The organism is Mycobacterium timonense (genome assembly GCF_025821985.1).
Lineage (GTDB): Bacteria > Actinomycetota > Actinomycetes > Mycobacteriales > Mycobacteriaceae > Mycobacterium > Mycobacterium avium.
Window position 1 is genome coordinate 21509 of sequence record NZ_JACKSY010000036.1, and the last position, 21300, is coordinate 42808.

The following is a 21300-nucleotide window of genomic DNA, read 5'->3' on the forward strand; positions in this document are numbered from 1 at the left end:
TCTGGGCGCCGACGGGACCCCTGGCGACGGAACTAGAGAGGCGGTGGTGGTCACCATGAGCGAGGGCGTCCGCATGCGCAAGGCCGATCGTACGCGCAAACGCATCCTCGACGCCGCCGCCGAAGTGTTCCTGGACCGGGGCTACGGCGGCGCGGGGCTACGCGACATCGCGACCGCCGCGCAGATGCAGGCCGGCAGTCTTTACTACCATTTCTCTTCGCGCGACGAGCTCGTCATCGAGGTGCTGCGTGCCGGGCAGGACCTCATCAGCGGTGCCGTCACCGAGCGCCTCGCCGGCCTGCCGTACGGCGCCAACGACCTCGACCGCTTGCGAGTGGTGATGCGTGCCCACGTCGAGTCGCTCGCCGCCCAGGGCAACTACACCGCAGCGGCCATGCGTCTCCTTGGAACGGTGCCGCCGGAAATCCACCACCAGCAACTCAACGCCGCCCGCGGCTATGGCGACCTGTGGCGCGACCTGATTGCCGCCGCGCAGTCCTCAGGCGTGGCCCGCCGTAACCTGGACCCCGGGGCGATACGGATGCTCATGATCGGCGCGTTGAACTCGGTTCCCGACTGGTACCGGCTCGACCGGCAGACCCTCACCGGCGACCGGCTCGCCGACGAATTCACGACCGTCTTCCTCGACGGCCTGGCCACGGTGCACCGACCGCGTCGCCACGTCGACGTGCCCCAGCTCGAGGAACCTGGACGGACCTCGAAACCGCCGGGACGCGGGGCGACTACCCGCTCTCGCATCCTGGCCAGTGGAGCTGACGCCTTCCGCGAGAAGGGCCTCGACGACACTGCATTCGTCGACGTCGCCGAGGCAGCCGGGCTGCAGCGGGGTAGCCTGTACTACCACTTCACCTCCCGTGACGAGCTGGCTGAGCAGCTCCTCCGCGATGCCTGGACGCGCACGGCAAGCGTGGTGCGACGCGCGGTTGACCGGCTCCCTAACGACGCCTCCCCGGTCGGTCGCCTCGAGACAGCGATCACCGCGCATCTGCTCTCCCAGCTGAGCGAGAGCGGCTACACGGCAGGCCTCGTCCACGTGTTGGCCCGGGTGCCGCAGGACGTCCGCCGGCAGAGCCTGCGCCGCGAGCGCTCATACCTGAGCTACTTGCGCGGCCTGGTGTTCGATGCGGTCGCGGCCGGCGAGCTGCGTGCTGGCATTCATTCGCGGACGACGGTGCTGATCCTGATCAGCGCGATGAACTGGTCGATCGAGTGGTTCGAGCCGAGCGGGAGCCTTTCGCCGGAGCAGCTCGCTGACCAGATGCTCACGTTGGTGCTTGACGGTTTGGGCACCGCCCAGGCAGGTCGCGGCGAAACCTGATTCGGGCGCGCCGCGTCGTTGGTACGCGTGGTCGGCAATGGTGGTTTCATCCTCGCCTTTACTGAAACCACACCGGCTACCAGCACCGCTACACATCAATCGTTGTTGTGCGATCAACCCTGTAGGCGTTCATCCACCCGGAATGGGGCTGAACGCGACACCTGGCAGCGGCGCGAAGTGGTGGATCTCGATGGTACGGCGGCTGATGCGCCACCGCCCCGGCTGGCGCGAGAACTCGTCGTGGTAAGTGGCCGCGACGACGATCGCAGTGCCGTCGGGGGCGCTGCCCTGGAAAGTCAGGTTCGACAAACCGGTCGCCGTATCCGCTCCCGCCTCCACGTCGAGCACGAGGTTCACTGTCCAGTGGTGCAGCGTGGAGAAGACCGGCCACATCGACTCTTTGAGGCCACGCTCGATGTTGGCCAGACCGGTGTAGCTGCCGAACGGGCCGCCGGTGTCCCAAGTCGCGTTCTCGTCCCAGACGGAAAGGAAGCGTTCGAGGTCGCGCCGGTCGATGCCGTGGCAATAGTCGTATACCAGGCGGGTCAGGGCTCGCTCGGTCTCGAGCCGCTCCACACGTGCCTCCAGGTCGGCCATCAGGCCATCCCTTCTGTTCGGAGACGGGGGAACCGCTCCATGTAGGGGACGAACGCCGCGCGCACCTTGTCTTCCGTAAGGCCGCACGATTCGAGGGAGTACGAGTGCTTGCCGAACTTGTGCTGCGGGTTGTCTCGCTCCCAACGGGCGAAGGCCTTCTCAGCCTCGGGCGTAAGGGTGCGTCCGTGCTGGTCGTAGATGCGGCCGATGACGTCAATGGGGTTAGCGACAATGTCGTCGTAGTAGATGTCCACGATCCGTGGGTCATCACCGAGGCGGTCACGCTGCTCAAGGCCCTTTACCATCTCGGTGGACCACAGCTCGAGCATCACGGGGCCGACCTTGCGGGGGTCGACCGAGTTGCCGAAGAGCCCCCAGAAGATCTCGAAGAGCCGCACGAAGGACGGCACGACCACGGTTGGCTCGCGGTGGCAGAAGGCGATAGTCGCACGGGGAAACGTCGCCAGGATGGGCTCGATGCTGCCGACGTGCGTTGGGGACTTGAGCACCCACGGACGGTGCCGGCGTCCGCCGTCCTGCCACTGCATGTAACGCAGGATGCCGGCGAGGTAATCGTAGTTGGGACGCTGGTCGCGCGCCTGCACCCGCTTGACGAAACTCGGGATGTAGCCGACGCTCCCGCCGGCGAGGTGGTTGAAGGTGAGCCACAGCAGCAGCGAGTCCTCGTCGGGCTCGTCGGCGATCCACGGGTGGGCGGCCATGAACTCGGGAGACTGGGATGCGAGCGCCTCGACGTATTCACGGGCGATCGCGATGCGAGGGTCAGGTTCCCCGGGCACGGCACCGGGCAACGGCGCCACGTTGAGCAGACGCCAGAACGTGAGTTTCTGGACACCGGGGTCGGTCGAGAGCATCCGCTGCAGCTTGGTCGTCCCGGTGCGGAAGAGTCCCGCGACGACGATCGGGTCGCTGACGTCCTCGGCCGCGATCTGGGGGTGTGTGGCGAGGTGGGCGTGGTAACGGAGTCTGTTAACCAGCAGCCCGTGCACGAGGTGCTGCAGGCCCAGGCCGCCCACCGGGTTGATATCCGCCTCGGTGCTGAGTGCGTGGAGATACGCGCGTACGTCGTCGGTGAATCCGGGGTCTCCAAAGTCGTCCGAACCCGCCTCGGCCACCGCCGCGGCAATCCGGTTGTCGGCGTCGAAGTCGGCCACGGGCATCTCCTGCACCGTCTGCTCTGCCATGCGATCTCCCTTGATCGACTGGGTTGGAGATTTGGGATGAAGACTGTCGCGCGGTTGTAAGTTACTCCGTTAATCGCCGTCCGAGGGTAAAAATCAGCGTAGATTTTGAATTTCAATCCGCGAACACGAAGGGAAGGCATAGTGGCAGAGACCGGTGTGGGGTTCGAAAAGCTATTAGAAGAACTGGCGACAACCTTCGGTGAAGTGGGCCGGCGCGTGGTGTTTGGGGATCCCCGCTTCGAAGAAGGGCCTTTCCATCGCGAGGCCGACTTGCTCCGCGGCGAGGCCCTGCGCTATTTCACGCGGTTGTTCGCCGCAGGCCTGACCGCCGAGGTCGAGTTTCACAACCCGGACTACCCCAACCTCACGAGCTTCCTCACCCCGTGGCTCAACTGGGGCTACCCCAACCCCGACGGCCGCTACCACTGGACGATGCTCTCCGGCGAGCACACCTATCGCGTGTGGGGCAACCGCGGGACCCACCGCCTCCTCGACATCGAGGTGTGGGAAGGCGACCTCTCCAACATGAACCTGTGTTCACCCATCGGCGGCTACCGCCACATCTACGGCGGCAAAACCGACCTGGATATCGCCGACGACGGTTCCTTTGAGGTCATCCTCAGCCGCGAGGCGCATTCGGGTAATTGGGTACCATTGCCCGAACAGACGGGCCACATCTACATCCGCGAGTGGTTCTATGATCTCGCCACCGAGCAGCCGGGCTCGTACTTCATCGAGCGCGTCGGTGCCACCTATCCTCCGCCCGCGCCGGTCGCTGCGGACTACGACGCCGCCTACCGCCGGTTGATCGACTTCCTGCGAAGCCAGCCAGATTTCCTTCAGCGTGGCATCAACATGCACTACGACGCGCCCGAGGATACCGTCGCGTTCCCACCCAACCTCCTGACAATGGACTCCGGCCGCGAGGTCGCGTTCCGCAACCAGGTCTATGCCCGCGGCACCTTCGAATGCGAGCCCGACGAGGCAATCATCATGGAGGTCGAGCCGCCCAAGGCGCAGTACTGGCTGTTCGTCCTCATGAGCAACTTCTGGGAGCACTACGACCGCCGGGGCCGACAGATCTCGATCAACGGCAGCGAGGCCGTCCTCGACAGCGACGGCAAATTTCGCGCGGTCATCAGCCACACCGATCCCGGCGTGCCCAACTGGCTTGACACGTACGGCCACGTGCAGGGCCTAGTGGGCGGTCGCTACAACTGGACCGAGACGGTGCCCGAGCCGACCTTAAAGAGGGTCAAGGTCGCCGAGCTCTTCGATCACCTGCCGGCGGACACCGCGCGCATCACCCACGAAGAGCGGCAGGCCGTTTTGCGCAGCCGGCTCATCAACGCCCGCCGGATCGGCATCGACGCATGACCGTAGGGCTCTCTTATCGTCCTCGGCGGCGCGGCTTCGGGTGGACCGCAGCCGACATTCCCGATCTCACCGGCACCACTGCCCTTGTTACAGGCGCGAATTCCGGTATCGGCCTCGAGACTGCAGCGGCACTCGCCGCCGCGGGAGCTCGGGTCATGCTCGCATGTCGCAATCAGACCAAGTCCGTGGCGGCTACAGAGGTCATCCGTGAGCGGTACGGCGCGGCGCAATTAGACCTCATCCACATCGACACCTCCGACATCGACACTGTGCGCGCCGCGGCGGTGGAGGTCCTGGACCGCACCGACCGCCTCGACCTGCTGGTCAACAACGCGGGTGTGGCGTGGCCGCCGTACGCCCTGAGCCCACAAGGTGTGGAGATGCAGCTGGCGACGAACTTCCTCGGCCACTTCGCACTCACAGGACTGCTCCTAGACCGTATGCAAGCCGCCCCCGCCGCACGTGGCAATGTCAACTTGAACTGGCCCCAGTGGGACGGCCAGATTTGGCCCGGCGGCCGGTCCAGGTGGTTAGCCCCAGAAGATGCCGGTGGGGTCTTTGTCGATTTCGGTGAGCAGGTCGGCGATGCGGGCCGAGGGGTGGAGCAGGTCGTAGCGGTGGAATCGCTGGTGGCGGTCACGCCAGTAGAGGGTCCAGGTTTTGGTGGTGGCGGTGTAGCGCAGTCGGGCGATCGGGAAGCTGATCCAGTCCGGGCCGAAGTCTTCACGCCAGGGCGGGCGATGCTCGGTGATGGTCAGATGCCTGGACGCTACCTCGCATTCGAGGCGTACTTCGTGGCGTGCTTCGTCGGGAACTCTTGCCGCGCACCAGCGTTGCACGCGTGCGACGTCAAGTTCGGGCAGTGCCATTCTGATTACCAGCGGGGTTGGCCGGCGGCGGTGGTGAGGTGGTCGTAGGCGGTGTCGAGTTGTCGTTGGCGCCGGCGGTTGGGTTCATGGTTGGCTTCGGCGGCCAGGGAATCGATCAGGTTGTCCAGTTCGGTGTCGGTGATCGTGAGGTGAAGTTCGTTGTGGTGGGTGCGGATGGCGAAAACTGCTCGCTGGCAGTCGTGGTCGAGGAACGGCAGGGTCCGCAGCACCGCGGCGGTGTCGGCGTCGACGACGATGTGGCGTACGGGTTCTGCCGCGCTCAACTGCTGGCAGCGTAGGTCGTAGATCGAGGTGGCCCAGTTGCTGATGGTGCCGTCATCGGCGCAGTGGCTGCAGCACCAGTTGATGGGGTGATCGGGTTGGGTCCAGCGCACGACGATGCGGCCGGGGCAGGCGCGGTGGGCTGGCCGGCGCCGGCACGGCAGGGCGGTTTCCCATCGGGTGTGCGCGTCGCCGGCCGACGCGGCGGCGACGATGGCGCTGAGGTGCTCGGCGAGCTTGCGGGCCGGCCCCGGGGTCTCGGGTCCCAGGTCGAGGAAGTGGTGCAGATCGGCGACCAACATGACCTGGTCACTGTAGCCGCCGTGGGGTGTCGGGCGTGGGTCAGCTGCTGGTCGGTTCGGTGGCGGTGCGGGTGCGTCGTTTGCGGGCATGGGCCAGCCGGTAGGAGGTGGTGCCGGTTTCGATGATCTGCCCGGCGAAGGTCAACCGGTCGACGATCGCCGCGCACAACCGCGGGTCGGTGAACGTCTTGGTCCACGAGGAGAACGGTTCGTTGGAGGCGATCGCTACCGCCGAGCGTTCTTCGCGTTCGGTGAGCACCTGGAACAACAGTTCGGCGCCCCGGCGGTCCAGTTGCAGGTAGCCCAGCTCATCGATTAGCAGCAGGTCGACCCGGCCGTAGCGGCTGATGAGCTTGCTCAGTTGGGCGTCGTCGGCGGCTTCGACGAGTTCGTTGACCAGCTTGCTGGCCAGGATGTAGCGGACCCGGTAGCCGGATTCGGCGGCCAGGGTCCCCAGGCCGATCAGCAGGTGGCTCTTGCCGGTCCCGGAGTCCCCGATCAAGCACAGCGGTTCACCGGCCTTGACCCAGGCCAGGCTGCCCAGGGTTCCGATGACGGCGGGGTTGATCGCCGGGTTGGCCTCAAAGCTGAACTCCTCGAGCCTTTTTGGTCGGGAAAACCCCGCATCGTGCACGCGGCGGGCAGCGCGGCGACGATCCCTCTCGTCGCACTCGGCGATCACCAACTCCGATAAGAACCCCAGATAGGACTGCTGTTCGCGTTCAGCGGCCGCGGCGATCTCGGCGAAGCGGTCACGGATCGTGGGCAGTCGCAGCATTCGGCAGCCCTGCTCGATGGCCGCGAGCGCGGCTTGCTCGGTGACATTGCGCCGCGCAGTACTCATGAGGTTTCCCAGCCCAGCAGGGCGTCGTACTGGTCGACCGAGGGCAGCGCACGCGTATCGAGAAGACGGTGCTCGGCCAGCACCAGCACCTGCCCACCGGGCCCGCCCACGGAATCGGTGAGGCTGCCGCCGCGGCGGTGTTCGGCGGCTTTGCGTGCCTCCAACGCGACCACATCGGCGTTGGTGGCGCCAATCGACAATGCGGCGGCGATCCCGGCGAGGACATCGGCGTGGTCGAGATGGCGATGCAGCAGCAACACCGCCACCAGCGCCCGGGTGCCCGCCGCGTCACCGTGAATCCGCCGCGCTGCCGCCCACCAGGCGTCGTGCTCGGCGGTGAACACCTTGGCCGCCCGCGCCTGCAACAAGGCGGTGGCCCCGGGCAGAGCGCCGGGTTTGCGGGCCAGGATCTCCAGATAGTGATCCAACTCCAGCACTTTGGTGCCCTTACCGACCGCCCGCGGATGCCGTGCAACCACGCTGGTGCGGTCATAGACGGTGACGTGCGAGGCCGACAGTTTCACCCGGAGCCGATGCCCGATAAACCGGGCCGGCACCGAATACTGATTGCAGCGCACCATGATCTGGGCATACCGGTCCACCCGCGGGGTCAACGACAGGGCCGTATCGAACGGTTCATCGGTAATCGGCTGCAACACCAGCTTCTCGGTCTGCCAGTCCTGCCCAACAGTGTTGGTGCGGTTGGCGATCCGACGCCGATCATCAGCATCATCAGCCGCAGCCAGCATCTCGTTGAGTTCGTCGATCGACTCGACCACCGGCATCGGTACGCAATGGGTGCGGCGAAACCGTCCGCCTTCACCTTCCACACCGCCCTTTTCGTGGCTGCCCTCGTGCCCGGGCTGGCAGTACCAGGCTTCGAAACCGTAGTGCGAGCGAAACGCGACCCAGCGCTCGCTCTCCTGGCGGGAGCGCCCGAACAGCACCTGCTTGACCGCGCTGTTGAGGTTGTCGTAGCGGATCTTGTCGACCGGCACCCCGCCCAAGCGGTCGAACCCGTACACGTGGCCTTCCAGGAAGGCCTCTTGGCCCTGGGTCGCGAACGCGCGATGGGCCGCCCGGCCCGAGAATGACAACCGCATCGTGAACAGCGCGGTCGTGGTCTTCACCCCGGCCAGCACCACCCACAGATCGTGGAAGTCGACCTCGGCTTCGGCGCCGGGACGATACGTCTGCGGCACGAATCCCGCTTCCAACGCGCGGCCGGCCTCAGCGGCGATCTGCGGGCGCCGCTTGCGGACATGATCACGCACCGTCGAATACGACAACCCGGCCGCGTCGCGCTCATCGACTAGCCGCGCCAAAACCCTTCGGGCGGTGTGCCGTTGCTTCTTCGGGGCGTCCAAATCCGAGCGCAGCATCTCATCAATGGCGGCCCTGAACGGCTCCAGCCGCGGCGCCACCCGCGCCGGGACTTTACGTGCCGGCGGCACCGCCGAAGCCAACGCCTGACGCACCGTCCGCCGGTGCACCCGATGCTTATCGGCCAGCGCACGGATCGACAACCCCTCAACCCGATGATCCCGGCGGATCACCGCGAACTGCTCCACCTTCGACCTCACCCTCCAGACCCCCACCTTCGTCACCACGCGATCCGGGCCATCCGGAACGCACGTGATCACCGTCAGCTGGGGCCAATCCACGTCGTCATAACCAACGCGGCGTGTCGTGAAGACGGGGCCAAATCAGACCGTCACACCTGCACACCCGCGACCACACAGGTGGAGCCACTTCAAACCGTCCACCCGGGGCCATGTCAGGCTGTCACAGCCACGCACGCGTGGTCTCGCTCACCAGCCTCGCCCACCACGTCGGGCGCCTGCGCCTCGATGACCTCGCGCTCGCGCGGCGCTACCGGCCGTTCGCGGCCTACGCACAGTCCAAGCTCGCGATGGTGTCGTTCACCATCGAGCTGCAGCGCCGCCTCGAGAAGGCTCGCTCCCCGATGAGGGCGCTAACTGCGCATCCGGGCGGCTCGCGCACCGAGCTGCTGCGCAACGAACTTCCCGGGGCGCGCCAGGCCATGATGCGCAGGGTGGGGCAGTTCCAAAGCGCCGCGATGGGAGCGCTGCCGACGCTGCGGGCCGCGACAGACCCCGACGCCCCTGGTGGCGCCTGCTTTGCTCCGAGTGGATGGCTGGAGCTCACGGGCAACCCCGACGTCGGCCGCGTCAGTAGGCGCTCCCGGGACTCTAGGCTTGCCGCGCGGTTGTGGCTGACCGCCGAGATGGCTACGGGGGTGCGTTTTCCGCTGCCGGACTGACGTGCGCACATGCGCGTCAGGCTGCCGTGATAAGGGGCGATGCCAGGCGAACTCACCTGTGTGCACGCCGACGGCGGTAGGCGCGGTTATAGCGAGCACGCGCAAAATCCGACCGTCACGTACACGTGGGATCCGCCTCGCGGGGTCACATCACCCTCCAGGACGCCGCTCGCCGATACGGTCAGTCGCACAGCGCGCGGCTTGCGGGCGCTGACAAGTGCTTGACCTGATTGATCGAGGTAGTGGACTTGCCTAATTCTAGCTAGATGCCGTCCAACGACCTGTGCACCGCGACGGCGATACTGCGGACGATGGCCGCCGTGGACCCGCAGCACCCGACGGTGGGCCAGGGCTCCCTCATGTTGGCTTCTACCGGGTGCAGCGCGTCATGCGCTGGGTCAACGACGAAGGCTTGGCATGAAATTCGGCACCTGTGTCCGAAACGGAGCAAGGCCTGCGAGGCATTGCTGGGCGTCGGTTACCACCAGAGTTCGGTGACTGACTCGATGAAACGGTGAACTGAGCTGCCGAGTCAGATTGAATATCCGCCGTCGACGCGCAGGGTCTGCCCGGTGACGTAGGCCGAGCGGGGCCCGGCCAAAAAGGCCACCACGTCGGCGAGTTCCTCGGGCGAGCCGAATCGCCGCATCGGAATCGCCCGTCGCGCCGCCTCTAGGGCCTTTTCGTGGTAGTCGCCGCTGTCGATCAGGTCCTCCAGCACCCCGGCCGCGATCACCCCCACGCCCACGCAGTTGGCGCGCACACCATTCTTTGCTTCCTCGGCAGCGATGGCCCGCACCAACTGTTCGACGGCGGCCTTGGGTGCCGCCGAGAGCAGATCCCGGGTGGCATAGCGTAGCAACGCCGTCGTCACGAGGGCAACGATCGAACCCCGGCTAGCCCGCAGCCGCTCGATCGCAGGTTGCAGCAGGTTAAAGCACGCTGCGGCGTCTGCCCAGAGCTGATGGGCGAACTGCTGCGACGTGATCTGGGCGGTGTAGTCCATCGGGATGGACGGTCCGGCGGCATAGATCACTGTGTCTAGCCCTGGCACACCGCGAACCAATGCGGCCGCGGCGTCAGCGTCGGTCAGGTCCACCTGGTGCACCCACGCCTTGGCGCCAACATTGCGCACCGCCTCAGCTGTGCGTTCGGCCGCCTCGGCGTCGCGTCGGTAGGTCAGCGCGACATCGAATCCGTCCCGGGCCAGCGCCCGGCAGATCGCCGATCCAATACCACCGCTGCCACCGGCTACCAGGGCCGATCGTTCATCCATGTGCGACGCCCTCTCCCCGCAGCTGGGCGTAGCCGGTCATCACCGGCTCACCGTGCTGATTGACCGTCGACACCTCCAGCTCCACCACGCGGGACCCGTCTTGGTCCTCGATCGCGCTGACGGTGGCATTCGCGGTCAGCGTGTCACCGGGCCAGACCTGCCGCTTGAAGCGCACCCCGAACCCGCTGAGTTCCCCATCGTCGATCCACCCGGTGATAACCTTCGCCGTGAGCCCCATAGTGAGTTGTCCGTGGGCAATGACGCTGGGGTAGCCAGCCACCTTCGTGGCGTACACCTCGTCGGTGTGCAGCGGGTTGTAATCGCCCGACGCGCCCGCATACATCACGATCTGGGTTCGGGACAGTTGCTCCACCACCGTTGCCTCGTGTCGATCTCCGATCGTCAATTCGGCGAGCTTCACGGCTTGACCGCCCGTTCGGTGATCACCCGCACCCGCCGCGCCGTCACCGCGAGTTCCCCACGCTGGTTAACAAAGCGGGTGATCTCCTCCGAGAACTTCAACTTGCCCCCGCGTGCACTGCTCTTTTCCCATGTCTTGCCGGGTTCCCGCGAGACAGTCAAGACATCACCGGGGCGCAACGGGACATGGAACTCGTAGTGCTGCTCGGCATGCAAGCTAGTGCCGCTCCCCGACGAGGCCGGTGCGAAGCCGGGCCCGCGGCCCGAGCCGTTCCACGCAACGCCTGGCCTCGGCCGGTAAGGCCACTCGGGGTCGAACTGCGCCGCGCTGGCCACAAATGTCGGAGGCGCGACGACCCCGCCACGTCGGCGGGTGCTCTCGTGGTCCTCGTCGAAATAGATCGGATCGTCATCGCCCAGCGACCGCGCGAACATCAGGATGTGCCCACGTTCCACGGGGAATCGGAAGGTGCCCGCATCTGGTTCTGGTGCCAGCGCTTCGGCAACCATCAGCGCTGCCCATCGGGCACTCGGGGCTCGCGGGGCAGCCCTAACACAGTCTCGCCTATGATGTTGCGCTGTACTTCACTGGTGCCGGCGTAAATCGTGCCGGAATGTGCAACCAAGAATGCATCCTGCCAGGGCCCCAGAGCGTAGTCGGCCCCGGGTGGACGCACCATCGCGGCCGGACCCGCGATCTGTAGGGCCAGTGCCCCCAGCCGCAAATGGTATTCGCTCCACGCTAGCTTCCACGTCGACATCTGCGGTCCGGGTTGCCCGCCGGCGGCGACCTCGGCCACAGTTCGTTCCCAGCTACTGCGCATGACGGTCACCTGGGTCTTCGCCCAGACCAGCTCGCGACGCACCACAGGATCGCGATGGCACCCTTGTTGTCGCGCGAACGCCACCAGTTGTTCGAGCTCACGTTCGCGGGCCTGCAGCACCATCGTGGTCGCGCGCCCGGCTCCCCCGCGCTCGAATCCCAGCGTGGACTGCACGACCTGCCAGCCCTTGCCTAGTCCTCCGATCACCCCCGACAGCGGGGCCTTCGTGCTGTCGAAGAAGACTTCGGCGAACTCCTCGGCGCCGGTGATCTGCCGGATCGGGCGAACCTCGATGCCGTTGTGCCCAGGCGTGAACTCGGTGATCGCATAGGACAGTCCGCGGTGCTTCTTGGCCGCCGGGTCGGTGCGGCACAGCACGAAAATCATGTTTGCCGTGGTGAAGCGGGAGGTCCAGACCTTCTGTCCGGTGATCAACAGGCGGTCGCCTTCCACGACCCCGCGGGTCCGCACCGACGCCAAGTCCGATCCTGATCCCGGTTCGGAGAATCCCTGGCAGTAGCGGTGCTCCCCGGAGATGATCCGCGGCAAATAGTAGGCCTTTTGTTCCTCAGTGCCGTGCAGGATGATCGAAGGACCGACCATCGATTCGCCCTGCACCCGATCCACGCGCGGCACTCCGGCGCGATAGAACTCTTCGTCGAGGATCGTCATCTGCGGCGCATCCCAGCCGCGGCCGCCGTATTCGATGGGCCACGCTGGACAGATCAGCCGCGCCTCAGCACACCGCTGCTCCCATTCCTGGAACAACGGATGGGCGTGGGCGCTGGCGAGTTCGGATTCGCTTTGCAGGCTGCTCACCGAACCGGGCAGGTCAGCCCTTAGGCGCCAGTCGATCAACTCCGTCAATCCCTCGGGAGTGTTTTCGCCGATCCAGTCGCGAAGCTGTGCCCGCAGCTCTTTAAGCGGGACGTCGAGGCTTCTCACTGAGAGACCGTTGCGGGTTCACGATCCGCGTCCGCATCGACCGCACATCCCGCTAACGCTCGCACGGTGCGCGATACGCACGGCCTGCCGAGGTGCTCGGCCATCCACAGGCTGATCGAGACCAATGCGTCGAGGTCGACTCCCGTGTCGATGCCCAGACCCTCCAACATCCACACCAGATCCTCGGTGGCCAGGTTCCCCGCTGAACTGTCCGCGAACGGGCACCCCCCCAGTCCGCCCGCCGAGCTGTCGATGGTCGTCACCCCCGCCTGCAACGCCGCCAGCACGTTGGCCAACGCCTGTCCGTAGGTGTCGTGGAAATGCACGCTGATCGACCCGACGTCGATGCCCGCGGCTACCACCGCATCGATGAGCGCCCGGACCTGGCCGGGAGTGCCGACACCAATCGTGTCGCCCAGCGCCAGCTGCGTGCAGCCCAGCTTCATCATCCGGGTGGCGACGTCGACAACCTTCGCGATGGGCACCGACCCCTCCCAGGGATCCCCGCAGCACATCGATACGTAGCCGCGCACACTGGCGCCGGCCTCCCGCGCCCTCTCCACTACCGGCGCAAACATCGTTAACGACTCGTCAATGGTGCGGCCCAGGTTGCGCTGCGAAAACGTCTCGGTCGCGCTGCCGAACACGGCGATATCGCGAACGCCGCGACTGAACGCCCGGTCCAGCCCACTCACGGTGGGAACCAGCACGGGGTAGCGTTGGCCGGCGCTAAGGTCCAGGGCGCCGATGACGCTTTCGGCGTCCGCGAGTTGCGGTACCCGGCCCGGGTGTACGAAACCGGCCGCCTCGATGGTCTGCAGCCCAGCGAAGCCGAGTCGCTCGATGAATTCGACCTTGACGTCGGTCGGGATGAGGCCCGTTTCGTTTTGCAGTCCATCTCGTGGGCCCACCTCATAAATGGTCACCCGTTCGGGCAGACCCGTGGCCCGAACCGGGCTAGGCATGCGCATCACCATCGGGCGCCTCACACCACTCCGCGGCCGCGCAGTGCCGCAACGTCGTCGCTGCTGTAGCCGATGTCGGCGAGCACTTCGCCGGTATGTTCGCCCAGCGCGGGCGCCGGGCGGCTGGTGTCGAAGGGTTGACCGCCGACCGGTGCCGGCCAACCGGTGCTGGTATAGGGCCCAGCCACCGGGTGCTGCGAGTGGTGCACAATTTCGCGGGCCACTAGATGCGGGTCGGTCAGGGCGTCGGTCTTTGAATTTGCCGGGCACAACGGGATGTCGTACATCCGGGCGATGTCCATCCACTCCGCGGCCGTGCGGGAGCGGAAAACAGGGATCAGCTCGTCGAGCAGGTCGGCTCTACCCCCGTCAGCGAAGTCGACCGCGAACGTCTTGTTCTGCGCGTCCAGTAAATCCTCGCGGTCGATCGCCCGGCAGAAGTTGTCCCAGAACTTGTGCTCAATGGCGGCCAACAGCACAATTTTGTCGTCCTTGGTTTGGTAGTAGGTGTACTTCGGGCGCCGCCGCGGATCCAGCCCGACCGGGGGCGGGGGGTTACGCCGATCGGTGATGCGATCCCGGTTCCAGGCCAACACGGCATCGAGGCTCTGATTGGCCAGCACCGCATCGGCTCCGGCAGCATCGATGTAGCAACCGTGTCCGGTCTGGTCCCGGTAGCGCAGCGCGGCGGCTGCGGTCAGGGCGGCATACAGCGCAGTCGACAGCGGCCCGTCGATGGAACCCGAGAAGTACAAACCCTGCGGATGCACGACCTCGGTGACCACGCCGTCATCGGACACCTGCAGCTGCGACTGCCCGGCCACAGCGCCCATCATGTATCCGTGCACGGGGATTTGGCTGTAGCTGCCACGCGTCCCGAAGCCGTTGGCCTGACAGTAGATGATGTCGGACTTGACCTCACGCTGTGCCTGGTAGCCGATGCCGAGCTTGTCGCATGCGTCGCCGGCGAACCCGTCAACGAAGATGTCGGCGGTAGTGAGCAGCTCAAAGAAGATCGCGCGCCCCTCGTCGCTGCGCAGATTCAACTCGACGCTGCGTTTGTTGCGATTGCAGAACAGGTGAAAGACGCTGTTCTGGTCGGTGATGCGATCCCCCAGTTCGCGCAGGTAATCGCCGGTGCCGGGCCGCTCAATTTTGATGACATCGGCGCCGAGGTCGCCGAGCAATCTGCTGGTCTGATCGCCGGTGGGCAACATCGCGCACTCGAGCACACGGATGCCCTCCAACAGTTTGATCATGCGGCGTAGCACTCCTTCCAGCGGCTGACCCACTCGCCCCGGATTCTAACCTAATCCAGATTCGAGTCAATGGGACTTCTTTGTCCTGCGACCCCACTCGATAGCCATCACCGCAGCTCGAAGGCCGACTGCTGCGGTGATACTCACAGTCCCTCCCTCCGATGTGCCGACCGAAACTCGCATAGAATCGGCAATCATGTGGGAGAGCCGGGTTCGGGGAGACTGGAGTGTGGAGAGCACTGATGGCTAATGGACGCCCGCGGCCCGGCAAGAAAGGCGTGGCGACCCGGGCACGCATTCTGGATTCCGCCGCCCTGATATTTCGCAATAAAGGCTATGCGGGGACCCGGTTATCCGATGTTGCCGCGGCCGCCAACACCCAGGCTGGCAGCCTCTACTATCACTTTCCCTCGCGAGAAGAACTCGTCGAAGAAGTGCTGCGGGTCGGCCAGGAACGCACCAGCGGTTTTGTTAGACGGCGCGTCGCCGCCCTACCCGGCGACGCCTCGGATCTCGACCGGCTCCGCGAGGCGATTTCCGCGCACCTGGACTCCGTTCTGGAAATTGGTGACTACACAGCGGCGACGATCAGAATCATTGGCCAAGTTCCCGATGACATCCGCAAACGCCGGCTTCACGAACAACGCGAATACGGCGAATTCTGGCGTTCGCTGGTCAACCACACCCATGCCTCAGGCGAATTCCGCACCGACCTCAACAGTTCGGCGCTGCGGATGCTGCTGCTCGGCGCGATCAACTCAGTGCCCGATTGGTTTCGCCCGCGCCGGGACGGAATGTCCACGGCCGAGCTGAAAGCTCAGGTCGATTCACTGTTTCTCGAGGGTCTCGCGGTGCATCGCCAAGAGACCCGGTCGATCGACAAGAGTCTCGCCGCTGTCGCCGCGGCCGAGGACAAGGTCCTTCGCCGAAGCCGGGAGGACGGCACCAAGGCCGAGGGGGCCCAACGAATCCTCGATGCTGCTGCCAAGGTCTTCCGGGAAAAAGGCTACGCCGGCACCCGGCTGGCCGATGTGGCGGCAGCCGCCGGCATCCAGACCGGCAGCATGTACTACTACTTCAAGTCGCGTGAGCACCTTGTGGTCGAAATGGTGCTGGTGGCCTGGAAACGCACCGACGATCTGGCCCGCCTCAGCGTCGACGCACTGCCCGCCGATGCCACCGCGGTGGATCGGTTCTCCACTGCGCTGACCGCCCACCTGCTGTCCGTGCTGCGAAATACCATGTACACCTCGGCGTTGGTCCGCATCCTGGGTCAAATCCCCGACAGCGTTCGTGACCAGACCGTCACGTATCAGCGGGCCTACTTGGAATATTGGCGCGGTCTCATCGAGGACGCTATAGCCTCCGGTGAGATCAGAACCAACATTGACCCCTCGGTCACCACCATGTTGCTCACCGGCGCTTTGAACTGGGCCGTCGAGTGGTACCGCCCCGACGGCCCCTTGAGCCCCGAAGATCTGGCAGGCCAGGTCGCTACCCTGGTATTCGATGGTGTCACCAAGATTCCCGCCGAGAGCAGCCAGCCGAGCTCGCCCACATCCGTGTAACCGGCAATCACCCCGGGTACGCCCTCGTTTCAGTCCTGGTGCGTGGCCAGCGTGATACTGGGTTACCCGCCTTCCCCACGCTTCCGCAGCAGTCAACCGGCAGGGCGCGCGCAGATTCGGGTGTCGGCTACAGACCCAAGTCACGTCCGATGATGTCCTTCATGATCTCGGTGGTGCCCCCGAAGATGGTCTGAATTCGGGTGTCCACGTAGTCCCTGGCGACCTTGTACTCGTTCATGTAGCCGTAGCCGCCGTGCAGCTGCACGCACGCGTCGACGACTTTCTTCGCTAATTCCGTGCACCACCACTTCGCCTTCGCGGCCTGCACCGCGCTCAACTCGTCGTCCACCACGGCCCGTAGGCATCGGTCGATATACTGCTCGGCGATGTCTAACTCGGTGTCCAGCTCGGCCAATACAAACCGGTTGTGCTGGAAACTGCCGATCGGTTGGCCGAACGCCTTGCGGTCCTTGGCGTATCGCAAGGTCTGCCGCCATGTTTCACGGGCACCGGCGACCGCGCCGATCGCGATGGACAATCGCTCCGAGGGCAGGTTGTGCATCAGGTGGTAGAAGCCGCGATTCTGCTCGCCAATCAGATTGGTTCCCGGGACCCGCACGTTATCGAAATGCAGCTCAGCGGTGTCCTGGGCATGCTGCCCCATCTTGTCTAGCTTGCGTCCGCGGCTGAAGCCCTCCATACCGCGCTCGACGGCCAGCAACGAGAACCCTTTGTGCCCCGCCTCGGGGTCAGTACGGGCTACCACGATCACCAGATCGGAGTTAAAACCTGCTGAGATGAATGTCTTGGAGCCGTTGAGAATCCAGTCTCCACCGTCGCGTGTGGCGGAGGTCCGGATGCCAGCCAGGTCGCTGCCGGCCCCGGGCTCACTCATCGCGATGGCGCCGATGATCTCACCGGTGATGTAACCGGGCAGCCAGCGGGCCTGCTGCTCCTGGTTGGCCAGCGATTTCAGGTAGGGCCCTACGATGTCGTTTTGCAAACTCAGCGCCGGGGTCGCCGAGCCGAACCTAGCCAGCTCTTCGACGATCACGGCGTTGAAGCGAAAGTCGTCGGATCCGCCGCCGCCGTATTTTTCGGGCAAATTGAATCCGATCAGCCCGTACTTGCCGGCCTCCAGATACGCGGCGCGGTCCACGAGCCGTTCACGTTCCCACTTCTGCGCCTGGGGCGCCACCACCTGCTCGATGTATTGACGCGTCGTCTGCCGCAGCTGTTCATGTTCGGGTTCGAAAACCAGTCGCTTCATTCAGATGCCTTCCCACCACGATGTGGCTTTTCGGTGATCGCAAGCGGTCGTTGTCAAGTCTTGTCAATGCTCCAACATGTGTGGCGACGGCGATAGCCGGCTTGTCCATCACGGGTCGCAAGCAACCGCGGAGACTCCCACTGACCGCGGCCCCCGAATGAGCGGGGTTCTCGCCGGCGGCCATCAGAGCAGCTGCCTCGATGCACGGGCATTCGCCGACGGCGCGGTTCATCGCGGCCGTTGAGCGCCTTGCGCGTACCAGGCCGGTCGCTCGCAATCGCGAGCTCGCCCAGCTCGTCCGCCAGCGCTACGGGTTCGGTGATAGCGCCGGTCACAGCAGTTCCAGAATGGTCGCGTTGGCCTTGGCCGCCCTCGCACATGGTCTGTAGACCGTAACGAATGCCCTTATCGCGCATGTGGTAGAGCATCGTGGTCATGATGCCCGCACCCGAGGCCCCCAATGGGCGATCGAGTGCGATCGCGCCGCCGTTGGGGTGGAGGTTCTTCTCATCAGCACCAAGCTCAGCCACGTTGCGCTGCCCGATCGGCGATCGCACCGCCGCAACGATGACGGCTTCAGCCATGACTTTGTCCTCCGTGTGTTTCTCCCCGCAAATCCTACATTGAACTCTAACCAGAATTAGATTAGATTCCGTGATTATGCTGTCCATCGAAGGCACCCTGTGACCGGCGTGGTGGCGTGCGCCGCGTACCTGCCCTACCACCGTCTGCGGCTGAGTGAAATCGGATCGGTACTGGGCGGCGCCCAACCCTCCGGTACGCGTTCGGTGGCCTCCTACGACGAGGACACCACCTCGATGGCCGTCGCGGCCGCCCGCTCCGTTTTGCACGGCCTTCCGCGGGCGTCGGCGCCGCCGCGGGTCTACTTCGCCACCACCCAACCTGCCTACCTCGATAAGACCAATGCATCAGTGATTCATGCCGCTGTTGGTCTTCCCCGCGCCACTTTGGCCGTCGATCTCGGCGGTGCACCACGCTCAGCAGTCGGTGCGCTCTTGGCGGCCGCCGATTGCCCCGAGGGCGCGCTGGCTCTGCTGGCCGACATCCGCACCGGCCTGCCCGGCAGCGCCGACGAAAAACAGGGCGGCGATGCCGCGGCGGCAGTCCTGTTCGGTCCCGGCACCGTCGAGCGTCCCGTGCTGGCCGAACTGATCACCAGCGCCTCGGTCACCGACGAATTTCTTGATCGCTGGCGATCCCCAGGCGCTCCGACCTCGCGGGTATGGGAGGAGCGGTTCGGCGAGAACATCTACGTTCCGCTAGCAATGGAGTCGTTTTCCGCCGCGCTCAAGCAGGCCGACCTGACACCCAACGACGTCGATCACCTGATCGTGTGCGGCCTCTCGCCCCGGGCTAACCGCCAATTCGCTGCGGGCAGCGGCGTTGCACGTGAGGCTCTCGCCCCCGACCTGACCACAGCGATCGGCAACCCAGGAACCGCCCAACCTGGCGTCCTGCTTGCCGACGTGCTCGAACGCGCGAAAGCTGATCAGATCATCGCGCTTGCGGTGCTGGCCGACGGCGCCTCGACGCTGATCCTGCGCACCACCGAGGCCCTAGCAGCCCATCAACGGTCGGCGCCCACGGTGGCCGATCAGATCGCCGCCGCCAACGACTCACTCAGTTACGGCACCTTTCTCACCTGGCGGGGAATGTTGCGGCGTGAACCACCGCGCCGACCCGAGCCCGACGCCCCCGCCGGGCCGCCCAGCCATCGGTCCGAGAATTGGAAGTACGGCTTCGTCGGGTCGCACTGCGAAGAGTGCAGCACCGTTCATTTGCCGCCGGTCCGGGTGTGCTTCAAGTGCGGCGCCGCAGACCGTATGCATCCCCAACCGATGGCCGACACGCCCGCACGGGTGGCCACCTATACCGTCGACCGGCTCGCCTACACGCCCAGCCCGCCGATGATCGCGGTGGTCGTCGACTTCGACGGCGGCGGCCGCTTCCGCTGCGAACTCACCGACGCCCGTCCTGAGGTTGCGATCGGGGACGCCGTCGAAATGACTTTTCGGCGGCTAACCACATCTCAGAGTGGCGTACACAATTACTTCTGGAAGGCCCGCCCGGCCCGTCGCAACACCGAGGAGAGCTGACATGGCCGTACACGGAATCTGTGACCGAGTCGCCATCATCGCTATGGGCTGCACCGATTTCGGGGAACACTGGGACCGCTCAGCCGACGACCTATTGATCGAGGCTGTAAACGGCACGGCCGCAAGCGCTGGGCTCACCCCGCGCAACATTGACGCGTTCTGGTTGGGAACCTACATGTCCGGCGTAGCAGGACTGAGCCTGAGTCGGCCGCTGCGCTTGCACGGCAAGCCAGTCACCCGGGTAGAGAACATGTGTGCCACCGGCTCGGAAGCACTGCGCAACGCGTGCTACGCCGTAGCCAGCGGCGCCTACGACACCGCAATGGCGGTCGGCGTCGAGAAGCTCAAAGACTCGGGCTTCTCCGGTCTGCTGCGCCATTCCATACCCTCTGACGGCACCGGCGGCACCCTCGGAACCACCAGCGCACCAGCCAATTTCAGCTTGCTAGGCCCCGCCTACGCCAAGAAGTACGGAGTCGACCCCGCTGAGCTCAAGGACGTCATCACCCACATCGCCTGGAAAAACCACCACAACGGCGCCCGCAACCCCCGCGCACAATTCCGCAAAGAGGTGTCCCCGCAGACGATCTCCAGCTCACCGCTGGTCGCCGGACAGCTCGGGGTGTTTGACTGCTCAGGCGTTTCCGATGGCGCCGCCGCCGCGATCGTGGTACGCGCCGAAGACGCCCACCGCTACACCGACAAACCGCTGTACATCAAGGCGCTGTCATTGGTTTCCGGAGCCGCGGACGGCAACGTCGACCAGGCTTACGACTTCACGACATTTCCGGAGGTCGTCGCCTCGGCACACAACGCCTACGCCGAGGCCGAACTCACCGACCCGCTGGCCCAGATCGCGATGGCAGAGGTACACGACTGCTTTACCGTGACCGAGCTCATCCTCATGGAGGATCTCGGCTTCGCCGAGCGCGGCACTGCCTGGAAAGCAGTGCTGGCGGGCACATTCGACCTCGATGGCACCCTACCCGTTAATCCCGACGGCGGCCTTAAGGCATTCGGTCACCCCGTCGGCGCCAGTGGACTGCGAATGCTCTTCGAGTGTTGGCTGCAGCTGCGTGGCGAAGTCACCGATGGCCGTCGGATTCAAACAGTCGCCGCCGGCAAGAACATCGGCCTGACCCATAACCTGGGCGGCGGACCCGGCGAATGCGTCTCCTTCGTGTCGCTCGTCGGCACCGAACCCAACTCCTGACCCCTCCCCGATCGCAGAGAGGTCGACGCGGCGAGATATATCGCCCGTAGCGAGACCCTCGGCCGCGCACGGCGCGGTGGCGTCCGGTGTCCAGGATGGAGACCCGGCCGGGCGCGTCACCGCTCGTAACCATACCGGCCACCCATCCTTGAGCGAGCTAATCATCGTTTGCTATCAGCAGGTGCCGCTTCATCAACCACGCCTGCATCTGTGCAGTTTTCGAGCAATGATCAGAACCTGTGGATGAGCCTCGGGGTGGGGGCGTGAAAGTGGGCGCACCTTCCCGAGGATGATCTGAATGTCAGTAGGTCCGATCATGAGCCGGCGTTGGCGCGCTGGTTCGG

Annotated in this window: 19 protein-coding genes and 2 pseudogenes; 7 read left to right on the forward strand and 14 right to left on the reverse strand. The window is 65.3% G+C overall.

The window, feature by feature from the left end; translation table 11 throughout:
- Positions 1-55: 55 nt before the first annotated feature.
- Complete coding sequence (locus H7I87_RS10095; protein ID WP_139800148.1) at positions 56-1339, forward strand: TetR-type transcription factor C-terminal domain-containing protein; 1284 nt, start codon at positions 56-58, stop codon at positions 1337-1339.
- A gap of 129 nt (positions 1340-1468) precedes the next feature.
- Here H7I87_RS10095 and H7I87_RS10100 read toward each other — a convergent pair whose 3' ends face one another.
- Positions 1469-1936, reverse strand: coding sequence for a nuclear transport factor 2 family protein (locus H7I87_RS10100; RefSeq protein ID WP_083071583.1), 468 nt, complete (start codon positions 1934-1936; stop codon positions 1469-1471).
- Positions 1936-3141 carry a sulfotransferase family protein gene (locus tag H7I87_RS10105; RefSeq protein ID WP_083071584.1) on the reverse strand — a complete coding sequence of 402 codons (1206 nt, stop codon included), beginning with the start codon at positions 3139-3141 and terminating at the stop codon, positions 1936-1938. Before H7I87_RS10105 ends, H7I87_RS10100 begins: the two co-directional genes overlap by 1 nt.
- A gap of 141 nt (positions 3142-3282) precedes the next feature.
- On the opposite strand from H7I87_RS10105, the gene H7I87_RS10110 reads away from it, so the two are divergent.
- Both H7I87_RS10110 and H7I87_RS29155 read left to right on the forward strand, forming a co-directional pair.
- Entirely contained in the window at positions 3283-4518 is a 1236-nt protein-coding gene (locus tag H7I87_RS10110; protein ID WP_083071585.1) for a DUF1214 domain-containing protein, read from the forward strand.
- Positions 4515-4958, forward strand: a pseudogene (locus H7I87_RS29155) (SDR family NAD(P)-dependent oxidoreductase); the annotation flags it as partial. The gene H7I87_RS10110 and the pseudogene H7I87_RS29155, both read left to right, overlap by 4 nt.
- A gap of 90 nt (positions 4959-5048) precedes the next feature.
- On the opposite strand, the gene H7I87_RS10120 reads toward H7I87_RS29155, so the two are convergent.
- From H7I87_RS10120 to istA, 4 genes are read right to left on the reverse strand one after another with little or no spacing between them, the layout of a single operon-like run.
- Positions 5049-5387 (reverse strand): DUF3024 domain-containing protein, encoded by a 339-nt coding sequence (locus tag H7I87_RS10120; protein ID WP_083071586.1) that lies wholly within the window; start codon positions 5385-5387, stop codon positions 5049-5051.
- Positions 5388-5392: 5 nt separating this feature from the next.
- Complete coding sequence (locus H7I87_RS10125) at positions 5393-5971, reverse strand: hypothetical protein (RefSeq protein ID WP_083071587.1); 579 nt, start codon at positions 5969-5971, stop codon at positions 5393-5395.
- A 40-nt stretch (positions 5972-6011) separates the two neighbouring features.
- On the reverse strand, positions 6012-6815 hold the full coding sequence (gene istB / locus H7I87_RS10130; protein WP_083071588.1) for an IS21-like element helper ATPase IstB: 804 nt from the start codon (positions 6813-6815) through the stop codon (positions 6012-6014).
- Positions 6812-8398 (reverse strand): IS21 family transposase, encoded by a 1587-nt coding sequence (gene istA, locus H7I87_RS10135; RefSeq protein ID WP_083071599.1) that lies wholly within the window; start codon positions 8396-8398, stop codon positions 6812-6814. Before istA ends, istB begins: the two co-directional genes overlap by 4 nt.
- 191 nt (positions 8399-8589) lie before the next feature.
- Between istA and H7I87_RS10140 the strand changes: the two genes are divergently transcribed.
- A complete protein-coding gene (locus tag H7I87_RS10140) occupies positions 8590-9099 on the forward strand; it encodes an SDR family NAD(P)-dependent oxidoreductase (RefSeq protein ID WP_264002663.1) in 510 nt (169 codons plus the stop codon).
- A gap of 532 nt (positions 9100-9631) precedes the next feature.
- On the opposite strand, the gene H7I87_RS10145 is transcribed toward H7I87_RS10140, so the two are convergent.
- Genes H7I87_RS10145 through H7I87_RS10170 form a run of 6 tightly spaced genes read right to left on the reverse strand, consistent with a single transcriptional unit; the run spans position 9632 to position 14788 of the window.
- Positions 9632-10375, reverse strand: a complete 744-nt coding sequence (locus H7I87_RS10145) for an SDR family NAD(P)-dependent oxidoreductase (RefSeq protein ID WP_083071591.1) — start codon at positions 10373-10375, stop codon at positions 9632-9634.
- Entirely contained in the window at positions 10368-10796 is a 429-nt protein-coding gene (locus tag H7I87_RS10150) for a MaoC family dehydratase (protein ID WP_083071592.1), read from the reverse strand. The genes H7I87_RS10145 and H7I87_RS10150 overlap by 8 nt, the downstream gene beginning before the upstream one ends.
- On the reverse strand, positions 10793-11305 hold the full coding sequence (locus H7I87_RS10155) for an FAS1-like dehydratase domain-containing protein (protein WP_083071593.1): 513 nt from the start codon (positions 11303-11305) through the stop codon (positions 10793-10795). Before H7I87_RS10155 ends, H7I87_RS10150 begins: the two co-directional genes overlap by 4 nt.
- The gene (locus H7I87_RS10160; RefSeq protein WP_083071594.1) at positions 11305-12564 is read right to left on the reverse strand and encodes an acyl-CoA dehydrogenase family protein; all 1260 of its coding nucleotides are present in this window, start codon (positions 12562-12564) and stop codon (positions 11305-11307) included. Before H7I87_RS10160 ends, H7I87_RS10155 begins: the two co-directional genes overlap by 1 nt.
- On the reverse strand, positions 12561-13529 hold the full coding sequence (locus tag H7I87_RS10165; protein WP_225342600.1) for a hydroxymethylglutaryl-CoA lyase: 969 nt from the start codon (positions 13527-13529) through the stop codon (positions 12561-12563). Before H7I87_RS10165 ends, H7I87_RS10160 begins: the two co-directional genes overlap by 4 nt.
- A 20-nt stretch (positions 13530-13549) precedes the next feature.
- Entirely contained in the window at positions 13550-14788 is a 1239-nt protein-coding gene (locus H7I87_RS10170; RefSeq protein ID WP_083071601.1) for a CaiB/BaiF CoA transferase family protein, read from the reverse strand.
- A 242-nt stretch (positions 14789-15030) separates the two neighbouring features.
- Here H7I87_RS10170 and H7I87_RS10175 point away from each other — a divergent pair, with 242 nt between their 5' ends.
- Complete coding sequence (locus tag H7I87_RS10175; RefSeq protein ID WP_225342601.1) at positions 15031-16356, forward strand: TetR-type transcription factor C-terminal domain-containing protein; 1326 nt, start codon at positions 15031-15033, stop codon at positions 16354-16356.
- Between the two features lie 127 nt (positions 16357-16483).
- On the opposite strand, the gene H7I87_RS10180 is transcribed toward H7I87_RS10175, so the two are convergent.
- A complete protein-coding gene (locus tag H7I87_RS10180) occupies positions 16484-17626 on the reverse strand; it encodes an acyl-CoA dehydrogenase family protein (RefSeq protein ID WP_083071596.1) in 1143 nt (380 codons plus the stop codon).
- Between the two features lie 331 nt (positions 17627-17957).
- Positions 17958-18147, reverse strand: a pseudogene (locus H7I87_RS10185) (acetyl-CoA C-acetyltransferase); the annotation flags it as partial.
- A 162-nt stretch (positions 18148-18309) separates the two neighbouring features.
- On the opposite strand from H7I87_RS10185, the gene H7I87_RS10190 reads away from it, so the two are divergent.
- The gene (locus H7I87_RS10190) at positions 18310-19743 is read left to right on the forward strand and encodes an OB-fold domain-containing protein (protein WP_083071597.1); all 1434 of its coding nucleotides are present in this window, start codon (positions 18310-18312) and stop codon (positions 19741-19743) included.
- A gap of 1 nt (position 19744) precedes the next feature.
- Positions 19745-20956: an acetyl-CoA acetyltransferase gene (locus tag H7I87_RS10195; RefSeq protein WP_083071598.1), complete on the forward strand. Its 1212-nt coding sequence runs from the start codon at positions 19745-19747 to the stop codon at positions 20954-20956.
- The last annotated feature ends 344 nt before the right edge of the window (positions 20957-21300 follow it).

Coding starts and splice junctions, on each gene's coding strand:
- H7I87_RS10095 (WP_139800148.1), top strand. CDS start 56: ATGAGCGAGGGCGTCCGCATGCGCAAGGCCGATCGTACGCGCAAACGC.
- H7I87_RS10100 (WP_083071583.1), bottom strand. CDS start 1,936: ATGGCCGACCTGGAGGCACGTGTGGAGCGGCTCGAGACCGAGCGAGCC.
- H7I87_RS10105 (WP_083071584.1), bottom strand. CDS start 3,141: ATGGCAGAGCAGACGGTGCAGGAGATGCCCGTGGCCGACTTCGACGCC.
- H7I87_RS10120 (WP_083071586.1), bottom strand. CDS start 5,387: ATGGCACTGCCCGAACTTGACGTCGCACGCGTGCAACGCTGGTGCGCG.
- H7I87_RS10125 (WP_083071587.1), bottom strand. CDS start 5,971: ATGTTGGTCGCCGATCTGCACCACTTCCTCGACCTGGGACCCGAGACC.
- istB (WP_083071588.1), bottom strand. CDS start 6,815: ATGAGTACTGCGCGGCGCAATGTCACCGAGCAAGCCGCGCTCGCGGCC.
- H7I87_RS10140 (WP_264002663.1), top strand. CDS start 8,590: ATGTCAGGCTGTCACAGCCACGCACGCGTGGTCTCGCTCACCAGCCTC.
- H7I87_RS10145 (WP_083071591.1), bottom strand. CDS start 10,375: ATGGATGAACGATCGGCCCTGGTAGCCGGTGGCAGCGGTGGTATTGGA.
- H7I87_RS10155 (WP_083071593.1), bottom strand. CDS start 11,305: ATGGTTGCCGAAGCGCTGGCACCAGAACCAGATGCGGGCACCTTCCGA.
- H7I87_RS10165 (WP_225342600.1), bottom strand. CDS start 13,529: ATGCCTAGCCCGGTTCGGGCCACGGGTCTGCCCGAACGGGTGACCATT.
- H7I87_RS10170 (WP_083071601.1), bottom strand. CDS start 14,788: ATGATCAAACTGTTGGAGGGCATCCGTGTGCTCGAGTGCGCGATGTTG.
- H7I87_RS10175 (WP_225342601.1), top strand. CDS start 15,031: ATGGCTAATGGACGCCCGCGGCCCGGCAAGAAAGGCGTGGCGACCCGG.
- H7I87_RS10180 (WP_083071596.1), bottom strand. CDS start 17,626: ATGAAGCGACTGGTTTTCGAACCCGAACATGAACAGCTGCGGCAGACG.
- H7I87_RS10195 (WP_083071598.1), top strand. CDS start 19,745: ATGGCCGTACACGGAATCTGTGACCGAGTCGCCATCATCGCTATGGGC.